This window comes from Longimicrobiaceae bacterium (assembly GCA_035696245.1).
Taxonomy (GTDB): domain Bacteria; phylum Gemmatimonadota; class Gemmatimonadetes; order Longimicrobiales; family Longimicrobiaceae; genus DASRQW01.
In genome coordinates, this window is record DASRQW010000368.1 from 1 (window position 1) to 13,321 (window position 13,321).

Annotated in this window: 10 protein-coding genes; 9 read left to right on the forward strand and 1 reads right to left on the reverse strand. The window is 67.7% G+C overall.

What is annotated here, in order from left to right; genetic code table 11:
* The 4 genes from VFE05_16700 to VFE05_16715 all read left to right on the forward strand — a co-directional run.
* On the forward strand, positions 1–267 hold a 267-nt coding region (locus VFE05_16700; protein HET6231716.1), incomplete at its 5' end, for a hypothetical protein.
* Positions 268–602: 335 nt separating this feature from the next.
* Positions 603–2,225, forward strand: coding sequence for a carboxypeptidase-like regulatory domain-containing protein (locus VFE05_16705; protein ID HET6231717.1), 1,623 nt, complete (start codon positions 603–605; stop codon positions 2,223–2,225).
* A 187-nt stretch (positions 2,226–2,412) separates the two neighbouring features.
* On the forward strand, positions 2,413–3,189 hold the full coding sequence (locus tag VFE05_16710; protein ID HET6231718.1) for a DUF305 domain-containing protein: 777 nt from the start codon (positions 2,413–2,415) through the stop codon (positions 3,187–3,189).
* 64 nt (positions 3,190–3,253) lie between these two features.
* Positions 3,254–5,044, forward strand: coding sequence for a hypothetical protein (locus VFE05_16715; protein ID HET6231719.1), 1,791 nt, complete (start codon positions 3,254–3,256; stop codon positions 5,042–5,044).
* A gap of 202 nt (positions 5,045–5,246) precedes the next feature.
* Here the strand turns inward: VFE05_16715 and VFE05_16720 are convergent, their stop codons facing one another.
* On the reverse strand, positions 5,247–5,744 hold the full coding sequence (locus tag VFE05_16720) for a zinc ribbon domain-containing protein (GenBank protein HET6231720.1): 498 nt from the start codon (positions 5,742–5,744) through the stop codon (positions 5,247–5,249).
* Between the two features lie 353 nt (positions 5,745–6,097).
* Between VFE05_16720 and VFE05_16725 the strand changes: the two genes are divergently transcribed.
* The 5 genes from VFE05_16725 (at position 6,098) to VFE05_16745 (ending at position 13,099) form a co-directional block, all read left to right on the forward strand.
* Positions 6,098–7,768, forward strand: a complete 1,671-nt coding sequence (locus VFE05_16725) for an ABC-F family ATP-binding cassette domain-containing protein (GenBank protein ID HET6231721.1) — start codon at positions 6,098–6,100, stop codon at positions 7,766–7,768.
* 186 nt (positions 7,769–7,954) lie between these two features.
* On the forward strand, positions 7,955–9,958 hold the full coding sequence (locus VFE05_16730; protein ID HET6231722.1) for a tetratricopeptide repeat protein: 2,004 nt from the start codon (positions 7,955–7,957) through the stop codon (positions 9,956–9,958).
* Between the two features lie 55 nt (positions 9,959–10,013).
* A complete protein-coding gene (locus VFE05_16735) occupies positions 10,014–10,349 on the forward strand; it encodes a hypothetical protein (GenBank protein HET6231723.1) in 336 nt (111 codons plus the stop codon).
* A 65-nt stretch (positions 10,350–10,414) separates the two neighbouring features.
* Positions 10,415–11,290: a UbiA family prenyltransferase gene (locus VFE05_16740; GenBank protein ID HET6231724.1), complete on the forward strand. Its 876-nt coding sequence runs from the start codon at positions 10,415–10,417 to the stop codon at positions 11,288–11,290.
* Between the two features lie 189 nt (positions 11,291–11,479).
* Positions 11,480–13,099 carry a DNA repair helicase XPB gene (locus tag VFE05_16745; protein ID HET6231725.1) on the forward strand — a complete coding sequence of 540 codons (1,620 nt, stop codon included), beginning with the start codon at positions 11,480–11,482 and terminating at the stop codon, positions 13,097–13,099.
* The last annotated feature ends 222 nt before the right edge of the window (positions 13,100–13,321 follow it).

Here is a 13,321-nt window from a genome sequence, read left to right on the forward strand (position 1 = left end):
GCCACCTCGCTCCACCTGGCCGAAGAGGCGTCGGGCAGCCGCGACTTCATCCGCTGCTCCCTCGCCGACATCCTCGACGGCCGCGCCCCCGCCCGCCGCGACGGCGACAGCGTGGCGATCTTCAGCCCGTTCGGCCTCGGCGTCCTCGACATGGCGGTCGCCCAGCTCGTCTACGACCTGGCGGCGGACCGCAACGAAGGCACCGTCTTCGACGGCTTCCTCCCCGATCCGTGGGACGCCCAGCGCGAAGCCGCCCTCCCCGCCTGACGAGCTTCGAAGCTGGAGATGCACAAGAGCCCCATCGCCGCGCCGGCGATGGGGCTCTCGCCGTTGCTCTCGGCTCTGAAACTTGGGGCAAATGACGAACCCGGTTGGGATGACGTCCGCTCACTATGCGCGCTGATCTCGCGTAGCGGCCCAAGGTAGCGCTCGTTTCAAGATGATTCTTGAATCAGATCGCACGGTGGTGCTACACTATTCACCGGGAGAATTTGGACAACGCTGTCGTTCATATCATCAGACGCTCACGCCCGCCGTGTTCTGGTAATCTCACAGCGCCTCAAGCCCAATCGACGCACGAACACTCAGCTGGAAAGGAACTCATGCACATTGCACCGCTGACTTTTCTCGTTCTACTCCTCGCCGGTGACCAAGCCCTCGCACAGGGCGGTTCCCCGGACGCAGCCTCCACTCCGCGTGATTCGGCACCGAAGCAGTCCGTCGCACCATCTTCCACGACGGCCCCGGTTGGTACGGACAAAGCAAAGGATCCGAAGAGCGCGACCACATCCTTCAGCGAATCCGTCCTGTCGCACGGCGGTCGTCCGGTGGCAGGGGCAATCGTCCGACTTACTGGAGACGTAGATGGGCAGCACGTAGCGAAGACGGATACCACGGATGCGCACGGGCGCTACTCGTTCATCGCTTTCCCCGCAGGCAACTACGAGGTACGGATCACTTACGGGAAGGGGCAAACGCTGGCGCGGCGCATCGGAATTCTTGGGGTACAGGACGGGACGGTCCAGCTGCCCGAAGAAGTTGGCCGACTTCCGGAGTTCTTCGCCACACTGGTGTTTTTGCTCCTCTATCTGGCCTCCATTGCCGCGACGCGGTGGCACCACATTGCCCGATCACTTCACGAGATGGTAGGCGCGCAGATCCGCGCGCTTCGGACTCGCCTTGACACGGAGATCGAGGGCTGCGTTCCCCTTGGCGATTCCGTCGAGTTGCGGAAGAATTTTCACGCTGAGGCGGCCTCGCTGGTCGAAAATCCTGCGAGCCCTGACGCGGAGGCTCGCCGGAGCCGAGTGGCGGCCTTGGAAAAGTCAGTGAAGCTCGCCGTGCTGAACGATCGGCTAGCGGAACTCGATTGCCGGCAAAAGGAGTGGAAGCCGACTTGGACCGAGAAGCTGTTCTGGTCGCGGGGCCGTGAGAACGCGCTGTGGACCGAAATTCACGAAATCGAGCGCGAGCTTTCCGCCTTCCTCGCTCCCCCCGAGCATGTGGAATCGTACCTCCGCTGGGCGGACGCCGAGCTTCGAGCGATCGGAAAGCCGACGGCGGTAGTGGTGGCGGATGCCATCCACCTGGAGCTTCAGGCCCCGGTGCCTGAAGGTCACGCTAAGCTGGCCAGAGCCGACAAGGTACGAAAGGCGCTGCTCGGACGCGGGATCGGGATCATCTACAGCGAACGCGACAACAGCTTCTCCACGTTGATGGAATGGCAGAACAAGGCGAGCTGGCTCGTGGTGACTGCCGTGGTGGTGATCGGCTTCCTCAGCCTCGCGGAAGGACACGCGATCCTCTTCCTGGCGGGTGCCGCAGGCGGCTATTCGAGCCGGCTCATGCGGGCACTGAAACGTGAAGACGTGCCCCTGGACTACGGCGCTTCCTGGACGACGCTTTTTCTCAGCCCCCTGTTCGGCGCCCTCGCTGGCTGGTTCGGTATCGCTCTTGTGTCGCTCGCCACCCAGCCCGGCATCAATCTTCTGGGCGACGCTTTCAAGCAGGTGCGATGGGATGATGCGTCGAGCGTCGGCTCATTGGCGGTCGCGTTCCTCCTCGGGTTCTCGGAACGGCTGTTCGATGCGGTGGCCGGTGCGGTAGACCAGCACGGCACTCGTACGCCTACGCGTCCACCGGCGCCGGTCCTTCCCACGACCGCTGTAAAACAAACGCAGGCACCAGACCCGCCAGCCCAGGACCCCCACAAAGATCCGAACTAGGGGGCGGTCCAACCGACGTAAGCTGCGTAAACGACATCCGGCACCCCTGCCGACGATGGTCGTCGCCACGTTAGAAGTGCCCCACCGCCGCTCAGCCTTGCGGCTCGCGGCGGCCGAACGCATTCTAGCAAGGATCAGCTCACAAACGCTTCGACGTAAGCTCGTCCAGCCTTTCACGGCGAAACGCATGAAGTCACTCTCGCGATGGATGTCGGCCCCAGGCCTCCTCGCGCTCCTCGCCGGTCCTGCGCAGGCGCAGGCGCCCGGCCACGCACATCCCGCCGACACGCCGCGCGCCGCGCAGCCGCGCTACACGACTGCGGATGTGGCGTTCATGCAGGGCATGATCATGCATCACGCGCAGGCGCTGGAGATGACGGCCCTCGTCTCGTCCCGCAGCCGCAGCGAGGCCGTGCGCCTCATGGCCGGCCGCATCGAAGTCTCCCAGCGCGACGAGACGGTGCTCATGCAGCGCTGGCTCCGCGCCCGCGGCCAGGCCATCCCCGCCGCCGGGATGCACGGGATGCCCGGAATGGCGATGCACGGCGACTCATCCAACATGCACACGATGCACGCTGACTCGTCCGAAATGCATACGATGCGCGAGATGCACGGCGACTCGTCGTCGATGCACGGAATGGCGGGGATGCACGACGGCATGGGTGGGATGCGCGGCGGCGCGATGGATGGGCACGCGTTGATGCCGGGTATGCTCACGCCGGAGCAGATGTCCCGCCTTGCTGCGGCCAACGGAGACGAGTTCGACCGGCTGTTCCTGGCGGGGATGATCCAGCACCACCGCGGCGCCATCACCATGGTGCGCGCCCTGTTCGCCACGCCCGGCGCCGGGCAGGAGCCCGAGCTGTTCGACTTCGCGTCGCACGTGGACGCGGACCAGCGCATCGAGATCGCGCGCATGCAGAGACTGCTGGACGGGATGGCCCCGGCCGCCCGCAACCGCTGACGGCCGCTCCGCACCCGGAGCCCCGCCGGCACGACCGCCCTACATCCCCGGACAAAGACTACAGATGACAACCGAAGCGATGGCTCCGCGGCCGCGTGAACGGCGGGCCGCACACCTCGTCCGCCTCGCCGCCTTAACAGGCGCGCTCGCCTTTGCCGCGCCCGCCGCCGCGCAGGGCGGCACCGGCGCCGATCCGCGCGTGGGCCTGCGCGCGGGCTGGAACGATGCGGGCGAGGCGATCCGCAACATGGCGATGATCTCGCACACGCCCAAGCCGGAGGGCTTCTTCAACCCCTCCAACAGCGGCGACTTCGGCTACATCAACTCCGACCTGGCGTTCCGGGGCAGCCTGGTGTTCATGGGCGGCTACCACGGCGTGCAGATCTACGACTACTCCAACGTCTCGGCGCCCGTGCTGCGCGGCAGCATCGCGTGCCCCGGCGGCCAGGGCGACGTGTCGGTGTGGGGCAACCTGCTGTTCATGTCAGTGGAGCAGACGAGCGGGCGCGTGGACTGCGGTGCCCAGGGCGTCCAGGACACCGTGAGCGCCGAGCGCTTCCGGGGCGTGCGCATCTACGACATCAGCGACATCGCCCGCCCGCGCCAGGTGGCCGACGTGCAGACCTGCCGCGGCTCGCACACGCACACGCTGGTGCCCGACCCCAAGGACCCGCGCAGCATCTACGTCTACGTCTCCGGCACCAGCGTGGTTCGCTCGGGCGCCGAGCTGGCCGGCTGCGCCAAGTCTGCCGACGACCCCAACACGTCGCTTTTCCGCATCGACGTGATCCGCGTGCCGCTGAACGCCCCGCAGCAGGCGCGCATCGTCAGCCAGCCGCGCGTGTTCGCGGACCCCGCCACCGGCGCGGTCGCGGGCCTGTGGAAGGGCGGCAACCACGGCGAGGGCACGCAGACCACATCGGCCACCAACATGTGCCACGACATCACCGTCTACCCGCAGCTGGGGCTGGCGGCGGGCGCGTGCGCGGGCAACGGCATCCTGCTCGACATCCGCGACCCGGCCCACCCGGTGCGCGTGGCCGACGTGAGCGACCCCAACTTCTCGTACTGGCACTCGGCCACGTTCAGCAACGACGGCAGCAAGATCCTGTTCAGCGACGAGTGGGGCGGGGGCACCGCCGCCCGCTGCCGCGAGACCGACCGGCCGCAGTGGGGCGCCGACGCCATCTTCCGGCGCAGCGGCAACACGCTGAGCCTGGCCGGCTACTACAAGCTCCCCGCGCCGCAGACGGCCGAGGAGAACTGCGTGGCGCACAACGGCTCGCTGGTGCCCGTGCCCGGCCGCGACATCCAGGTCCAGGCGTGGTACCAGGGCGGCATCTCGGTCGTGGACTTCACCGATCCCGCGCACCCGGTGGAGCTCGCCTTCTTCGACCGCGGGCCGATGGATGCCGGCAAGCTGGTGCTGGGCGGCTTCTGGAGCGCGTACTGGTACAACGGCCACGTGTACGGCTCCGAGATCGGGCGCGGGCTGGACGTGCTGGACCTGACGCCCAGCGCCATGCTCTCGCGCAACGAGATCGAGGCGGCCAAGCTGGTGCACATGGACCGCTTCAACCCGCAGACGCAGACGCGCATGAGGTGGCCCGCCAGCTTCGTGGTGGCCCGCGCGTACGTGGACCAGCTCGCCCGCGGCAACGGCCTCAGCGCCGACCAGGTCTCGCAGGTCCGCGCTGACCTGGACCGCGCCGAGGGCTCGGGCGCCGCCGCGCGCCGCACGGCCCTGCGCGCACTCTCCACGCGCATCCGCGGCTACGCGGCTGGCTCCAGCGACGCCCCCCGCGTCCGCATGCTCGCCGACGCCGTCACCGCCCTCACCACCGCCCGCGGCTGACCGCGGCGAAGGCCCGGCCGGCATGATTCCCGTCAGCCGGTAGATGGCACACAGCAGAAGGGGCGCGGCTCGCCGGCCGCGCCCCTTCCTGTCTTCACCTGCATCGTCCGCAGATGCGTAGCGCCGGGCGTCGGACCTCACCGGACGTCCAGCCGTCGCTTGATCCCCCAGCAGTTCGACCCAGTCAGAAGCAGCCCGCGTGCTACGGCAGCGGAACGGCGACGGTCTCCTCTTCGGCGGCGCTGGGCTGCGGGGCCACGTAGTCCTTGCGGGCGCCGCAGCTCAGGCAGTACGCCTGCTCGGCGGCGTTGCGGTTGCTGCAGTTGCCGCACGACCACGGGCTCACCTGCTCCGCGGCACGGGGCTGGGGGGCCACGTAGCCTTTGCGGGCGCCGCAGCTCACGCAGTACGCCTGCTCGGCGGCGTTGCGGTTGCCGCAGTTGCCGCACGGCCATGGGCTCACCAGCGCCTCCACCTGCTCCGCGCTCATCTCCCTGATGAACGGTTTGAAGTGTCCCTTGCACCCCAGGCAGCGCAGGTACTCGCCCAGCGTCTCGGTGGGGAACAGCGGGATGAAGTACAGGGTGAAGTAGCGCGAGACCCGCTGATAAGCGTACTGCGTCTGCACGCGGCAGGTCGGGCAGTGGAACTGCCCGGTGCCGATCCTCTTGTCCTTGCCGACCGATCCCCAGATGATCATGTGCGGACTCTGATTGGAGGTGGTGGAATGGAACGGCTGCGGAATGGAATGGCGGAGTGATGCGATCGACGGGGCGCCGTGCGATCTTCGGCGGATCGGGCAGATCCGGCGGGCTTCGCTACCTCGATCGCGTTGCCGCCAGGCAGCAGACGGTGCGCCAGACGTTGCGCTTCCGCGTAGCATCTACCGAACACGCATGGCCGCAACGGCTTGACGGAGAACCGGGGAACTTGGGATGCGAACCCGGTAGGGACACGGCGTGGACAGTGGGGCGTGGGCTCCCCAGCGGTGTTCCGGATCGGGAACGAGGCTAAGGGTACGTCGAACGGGCACTTGGGGTTATATTCGTCGCCATGATATCCGTATCCAACCTATCGAAATCGTATGGCGACCGCGTCCTGTTCCAGGATGCCGCCTTCCAGCTGAACCCGGGCGAGCGCTACGGCATCGTGGGCGCCAACGGGTGCGGCAAGACCACGCTCCTCAGCATCCTCAGCGGCGACGCCGAGGCCAGCACGGGCAGCGTGTCGGTTCCCAAGTCGCTGCGCCTGGGCGTTCTGCGCCAGGACCAGTTCCTCTACGAGGACGAGGAGATCCTGGGCGTCACGCTCATGGGCAACCCCGAGCTGTGGGATGCGATGGTGGAGAAGGAGAAGCTTCTCGCCAACGCCCACGAGCACTTCGACGCCGAGCGGTACGGCGAGCTGGAAGACACGGTGATGCGCCTGGACGGCTACACCGCCGAGGCGCGCGCCGCCACCATCCTGGAGGGCCTGGGCCTGCCCACCGAGATCCACCGACAGCCGTTGTCCACGCTCTCCGGCGGCTTCAAGCTGCGCGTGCTGCTGGCACAGGTGCTGGCGGGGTCGCCAGACATCCTGCTGCTCGACGAGCCCACCAACCACCTGGACATCCTCTCCATCCGCTGGCTGGAGAAGTTCCTGCACGACTTCGACGGCCCGGTCGCCGTCATCTCGCACGACCACCGGTTCCTGGACAACGTGGCCAGCCACATCATGGACGTGGACTACCAGACGGTGACGATGTACAGGGGGAACTACACGGACTTCCTGGAGCAGAAGGTCGAGAACCGCGACCGCAAGGAGAAGGAGATCGAGGGGCGGCAGAAGGAGATCGCGCAGCAGCAGGAGTTCGTGGACCGCTTCAAGGCCAAGGCCAGCAAGGCCCGCCAGGCCCAGAGCAAGCTGCGCATGATCGAGAAGAAGCGCGAGCAGCTCGAGGAGCTGCCCGGAAGCTCGCGCCGCTACCCGAAGTTCCGCTTCGTGCAGCGGCGCCCCAGCGGCAAGGAGGTCCTGAAGATCAAGGGCCTGCACAAGTCGTTCGGCGAGAAGCACGTGCTGCCCGGCGTCGACATCTTGCTCGACCGGGGCGACAAGCTGGTCATCATGGGCCCCAACGGCATCGGCAAGTCCACGCTGCTCAAGATCGTGATGGGCGAGATGGAGCCGGACGCCGGCTCGGTGGAGTGGGGCTACGAGACGCGCCCCGGCTACTTCGCGCAGGACCACCACGAGCAGCTCGACGAGATCGACCGCACGGCCGAGCAGTGGCTGTGGGACTTCTGCCCCGGCAAGGACCGCGGGTTCGTGCGCGGCCACCTGGGCATGATGCTCTTCTCCGGCGACGAAGGCGAGAAGCGGCTGGCGGCGCTCTCCGGCGGCGAGGCGGCTCGGCTGGTGTTCGCGCGCCTGGCGCTGGAGCAGCCCAACGTGCTGGTGCTCGACGAGCCCACCAACCACCTGGACCTCGAGAGCATCGAGGCGCTGGTCCAGGCGCTCCAGGCGTACGAGGGCACGCTGATCCTGGTCTCGCACGACCGGTGGTTCGTGGGCCAGCTCGCCACGCGTATCATCGAGATCAGCCCCGCGGGCATCCGCGACTACAAGGGCACGTACGAAGAGTACGTCCACGCCTCCGGCGACGACCACCTGGACGCAGACACCGTGGTCCTCAAGGCCAAGCGCGAGGACAAGAAGGCCCGCAAGCGCGAGCTCGTCGGCTGATGTAGACCGGCCGCACGCCTTCCGTCCAACGCACGAGATCGGCGCCCCGCCTCCACGGCCGGGCGCCGATTTTCGTTTCGGGAGATGCGTGGCGGCGGCACCGCCGCGAAAAAAGCTTCCAGGGAGCGCGGGTCGAGGTCATATTCCGCTGAGCTTTGATCTTCCGTATCACGCGACGAATCCAAAATGGCAGAATCCGGAGAAGCACGAGAGTCAGCGCCGCAGCAGATCAGCGCCGAGCGGATGGTGCACATCGGTCAGCAGAACATCGAGGGCGGCGCGACCATCGTCTTGGGTGGTGCGGCGGAGCCGCGCATACCCGTGCACAAGCCGCCCCGTAACCTGCCACCGCGCGACGAGAGGTTCGCCGGGCGCGAGGCGGAGCTGGCCGAGCTGCACGGGGAGCTGAACGCCGCCTCGCAGGTAGGCATCACGCAGCAGCACGCGGTGCACGGACACGGAGGAATCGGGAAGACCTCGACGGCCATTGAGTACGCGTGGCGCCACCTGGACGATTATCCCGGCGGCGTGTTCTACCTGGCCTGCGATTCCGAGCTTCCACCCGCGGTGAGCAGCCTGGCGCCGCACCTGGGCCTCGCGCTCTCGGAACGGAGCGAGGAGATCGCGGCGCGGGTGAAGCAGCACTTGGAAACGGGCGAGCCGTGCCTGCTGGTGCTGGACAACGTGGACGGGCCGGAGCAGTGGAGAAACCCGCCCTGGAACCGCTACCTGCCCGCGGGCGCATGCCGCCGCCTGATCACCACCCGCGCGGAACACCTGGCCGACGTGAAGATGTACCGGCTAGACCGCCTGGACGGCGACGCCGGCGTGGCGCTCCTCGCCGGCTTCCGCCCGGACGCGGCCGGCGATGCGGATGCGCGACGCGTCGTTGAATGGTTCGATGGGCTGGCGGTGGGGCTGACCGTCGCGGGTGCGTACATGCAGGACAACCCCGACCTGTCGTGGAAGAGATATGCCCACAGCCTCGACGAGAAGGGGCTGGACACGGTGCGGAGGACGGAAGACGCCGTCGCGGCGCAACGCACCTACGAGCGGCGCGTGGACTCGGTTTTCGACGATCTGGTGGATTCGCTACCGCCCGCCGAACGCCGCGCCCTGGAGTATGCCGCGCTCCTCCCTGAGGACGAAATCTACCGCGACTGGCTCCCCGCATTCCTGTCTGCCGACGAGCAGGTGGAGGTGCCGGAGCCCCCCGGGCGCGAAGGTGAAGGTGCTTCAAGGGTGGTGGCCAAGCTCATCGAGCGCCGATTGCTTCGTGAGCTGAGAGACGAAGGCGCCGTTCTGGGCCTGCACCGCGTGTTGCGCCACCGCCTCTACGAGCGTCTCTCAAAAGAGAATGGGCAAGCCGCCCTCGTGGAGAGCATCTGCAAACTCGCGAGGTCCAGAGGTGTGGCGTCGCACGGTTGGGTGGAAGATCGCAGAGTTCGCGTCGAACTCAAGCCGCTCGCTGCACTCTCACGCGAGTTGGCGAAATCCGGTCAGACAAAAGCAGCAGCAACGCTTGGGAACCGGATTACGACTCCGATGAGGCAGTTGGGTCGCTTTGCGGAGCAGCGGGCGGTGCTGGAACCTCTCGCTAGTGAACCCAACCTCACGCTGATCGGCCAGATTGAATCGGCACGTCTACTCTCTAACCTCGCGATGATCCTGAAAGACATGGGGGAGCTGCGGGAGTCGCGGGAGCGGATGGAGCGTGCGATCGAGATCGACGAGCAGAACTTCGATCCGAACCACCCGACTCTGGCGACGAGGTATTCGAATTTCGCGACGATCCTCCAGGACATGGGGGAGCTGCGGGAAGCGCGGGAGCGGATGGAGCGTGCGATAGAGATCGACGAGCGGAGCCTCGATGCGAACCACCCGGACCTGGCGAGGATGTATTCAAACCTCGCGACGATCCTCCACGATATGGGGGAGCTGCGGGAGGCGCGGGAGCAGATGGAGCGTGCAATCGAGATCGAAGAGCGGAGCTTCGATCCGAACCACCCCAGCCTGGCGAGGAGCTATTCAAACCTCGCGATGATCCGGTTCAAAGAGGGTGACCGCGGTGTCGCGTGCGCCTTGCTCCGCCGTGCAGAGGAGATTCTGCGCGAATATTTTTCGGCAGATCACCCAAACTATCAGATTGTCCTTCGGAATATAGCTGTAGTCCGTGACTCCGCCGACTGAGTTTCGGAGCGAGTATACTGGACTTTTCACCCTTCTTCACTCTAACCGGACGACCATGGATGCGATTGCGCTGGCGACCGTGACGGCGGGGGCGACAGCCCTTGCCTCGGAATGTGGAAAAGGGCTGGCAGGTGAGGCTGGTAAAGACCTTTGGGCCCGCGTCAAAAGCGTGCTAAAGCTGAGTGACGAGCCGGCGCCCGAGCGCCTGGCACCGGCCATCGCCGAGCGTCTGCTTGCAAACGAACAGGCGGCCCGCGAAGTCCTTGCGCTGCTGAAGGAGAGCGGCGCGGGTTCGGGCGGGGCGGGGATGATCGTCGGGAACGTCGATGCCGAGCGGCTGATCGTGATCCACACGCAGCACATCGCCGGTGACTTCACGCTGAACATGTGAACTCGCGGCGCACGCTCCACCGGGATATCCCCCCGTCTGCGATACGCCTTTTTCCATCCGTTGCGGTGACGGCTCTTCGAGATGCGCTGTCGTTCCTGGCGCGGGTGAACGTGCTGCTCGCGCTCTGCCTCGCGCTTGGCACGGCGATGGTGGAAGTGACCGCGGGAATTCCGCTGGAGCCGGTCGCGCCGGCCATCACGTTCCTCACGTTCTTCGCGATCTACAGCATCGACCGGGCGGCGGACGTGGGGGCGGATGCTCGGACGCATCCCGCGCGGGCGGCGTTCGCGCGCAGGTACGCCACGTGGCTATACGCGTCCGCCGCGGTCGCGTACGTGGGAGCGCTGGCGCTCGCCGCGCGCGAGGGGGCGTGGACCGTCGCGGTGGCGTTGCTGCCGATCGTTGCGATGGCGCTCTACACGTTTCCCTTCCTGCCGCCGCGAATCGCCCGGCGGGTGGGATTCTCGCGGATCAAGGAGGTGCCCGTGTTTAAGAACCTGCACGTCGCCGCCACCATGACCGCCGTGCTGACGCTCCTCCCCGTCGCGGTCTTCGACGCTGCGGTGGAGTGGAGGCCGATCCTCGCGGCCGGCGCATTTCTGCTCGTCCGCCAGTGGATCAACGTGGTCGTGTTCGACGTGCGCGACATGGACGGCGACTGGGACAACGGCATCCGCACGCTGCCCGTCGTCCTCGGCCGCAGGCGGACGCTGCGGCTGCTGCACGCCGCGAACGCCGCCGCGGGTGTTTTCTGCATCGCCGCGCCGCTGCTCGGCTGGGTGCCGCCCGCCTTCGCCTTCCTCGCGCTCGGCTCCGTCTACGCCTGGCTCTACCTCCGCCGCCTCTCATCTCCCGCCGCCGACCTCCACTTCCTCTGCGACGTCATCGCGGATGGCGAGCTGTTCATCCCCGCAAGCTTGGTATTGCTGGCCAGCGGGTGATGCGTGCCCGGCATGCCGGATTCCTCCGGCGCGGGGCGGGGCGGCGTGCGTTCCCGCGAAAAGCATCTGGATAAGTGGGCGGTGCGCGGGTTATACTCCCGCGTCCGTCCACTTCGTTCATATCGGAGCAGCCGTCGCCGGAGCCTTCTTCCCGCGCGACACCAAGCTCTCCGGCCTCCAACCGTGCGCATGTCCGGCTACCAGCCCCTCAACCCGCTGATCGTGCAGGGCGACCACACCGTCCTGCTGGAAGTGGACAACCCGCGCTACGTGGAAGCGCGTGACCGGCTGGCGCGCTTCGCCGAGCTGGTCAAGTCTCCCGAGCACGTCCACACCTACCGCATCACCCCGCTCTCCATCTGGAACGCGTGCTCCGTGGGCACCTCGCCCGCCGAGATCGTGGACGCGCTGCACGACCTCTCCAAGTATCCCGTGCCCGCGCACGTGGACGCGTCGGTGCGCGACCAGGCCTCGCGCTACGGACGGCTGCGGCTGCGTCGCGACGGCGCGGGCGGCGGGCTGGTGCTGGAGGCCGACGACGAGCCGCTGGCCGAGGAGGTCTCGCGCAACCGCGTCGTCCAGCCGCACCTGGGCGCCCGCCTCTCGCCCACTTCCTTCGCGGTGGAGCCCGCGGCGCGCGGCCGCGTCAAGCAGGCGCTGGTGAAGGTCGGCTTTCCCGCCGAGGACCTGGCCGGCTACACGCCCGGCGAGCCGCTGCCCGTCGCCCTGCGCGAGTCGATGGCGAGCGGCGCTCCCTTCGCCCTGCGAAGCTACCAGCAGGACGCGGCGGACGCCTTCCACGGCGCGGGCGGCGACCGGGGCGGCTCGGGCGTGGTGGTGCTGCCGTGCGGCGCGGGCAAGACGGTGGTGGGGATGGCGTGCATGGCACGGGTGGGCGCATCGACCCTGGTGCTCACCACCAGCGTGACGGCAGTGCGGCAGTGGATCGCGGAGCTGTTGGACAAGACCACGCTGCAGGCCGACCAGGTGGGCGAGTACACGGGGGGCGCGAAGGACGTCCGGCCCGTCACGGTGGCCACCTACCAGGTGCTCACCCACCGCGACCGGGCCGACGCCGCGTTCAAGCACCTGGAGCTCTTCGACCAGCGCGACTGGGGGCTGATCGTGTACGACGAGGTGCACCTGCTGCCCGCGCCGGTCTTCCAGGTCACCGCCACGCTCCAGGCGCGGCGGCGCCTGGGCCTCACCGCCACGTTGGTGCGCGAGGACGGCCGCGAGGACGACGTGTTCGCCCTCATCGGGCCCAAGAAGGCCGAGGTGCCGTGGAAGGAGCTGGAGGGGCAGGGCTGGATCGCCACCGCCACCTGCACCGAGGTGCGCGTGCCAATGCCCGAGGAGCTGCGCATGCCGTACGCCGTGGCCGACGCGCGCGAGAAGTTCCGCATCGCCTCCGAGAACCCCGCCAAGGCCGCGGTGGTCCGCGGCATCCTGGCGGCGCACCCCGGCGAGCCCGCGCTGGTCATCGGCATGTACCTCGACCAGGTGAAGGCGGTCGCCGACGAGCTGAGAGTGCCCGTGCTCACCGGCTCCACGCCGCAGCGAAAGCGTGACGAGCTGTACGCCGGCTTCCGGGCGGGCGCATCCCCGTTCTGGCGGTGTCCAAGGTCGCCAACTTCGCCGTGGATCTGCCGGACGCGTCGCTGGCGGTGCAGATCTCCGGCACCTTCGGGTCGCGCCAGGAAGAGGCGCAGCGCCTGGGCCGCATCCTCCGTCCCAAGCCGGGCGAGAACCAGGCGCACTTCTACACGCTCGTATCGCGCGACACGGTGGAGCAGGAGTTCGCCATGAAACGCCAGCTCTTCCTCTGCGAGCAGGGCTACGAGTACCACATCGCCGACGCGGAGGAAATGGAGGGATGAAGTACCTGGACCTGGACTGGGCCGCCGCCGTCCCCCTGCTGGATGCGTGGGGCTCGCTGCCCGTGGAGGCAAGGCGGGCCGTGCTGAAGATGCAGATGTCGCAGGGGCTCTCCGTCGGCGCCCGCGACGGGGTGTACGAGCCGCTGATGGC

Bases quoted from the DNA above. Each gene is read 5' to 3' on its own strand.
- VFE05_16735 (HET6231723.1), top strand. From the start codon at position 10,014: ATGGATGCGATTGCGCTGGCGACCGTGACGGCGGGGGCGACAGCCCTT.
- VFE05_16720 (HET6231720.1), bottom strand. From the start codon at position 5,744: ATGATCATCTGGGGATCGGTCGGCAAGGACAAGAGGATCGGCACCGGG.
- VFE05_16710 (HET6231718.1), top strand. From the start codon at position 2,413: ATGAAGTCACTCTCGCGATGGATGTCGGCCCCAGGCCTCCTCGCGCTC.
- VFE05_16725 (HET6231721.1), top strand. From the start codon at position 6,098: ATGATATCCGTATCCAACCTATCGAAATCGTATGGCGACCGCGTCCTG.
- VFE05_16745 (HET6231725.1), top strand. From the start codon at position 11,480: ATGTCCGGCTACCAGCCCCTCAACCCGCTGATCGTGCAGGGCGACCAC.
- VFE05_16715 (HET6231719.1), top strand. From the start codon at position 3,254: ATGACAACCGAAGCGATGGCTCCGCGGCCGCGTGAACGGCGGGCCGCA.
- VFE05_16705 (HET6231717.1), top strand. From the start codon at position 603: ATGCACATTGCACCGCTGACTTTTCTCGTTCTACTCCTCGCCGGTGAC.
- VFE05_16730 (HET6231722.1), top strand. From the start codon at position 7,955: ATGGCAGAATCCGGAGAAGCACGAGAGTCAGCGCCGCAGCAGATCAGC.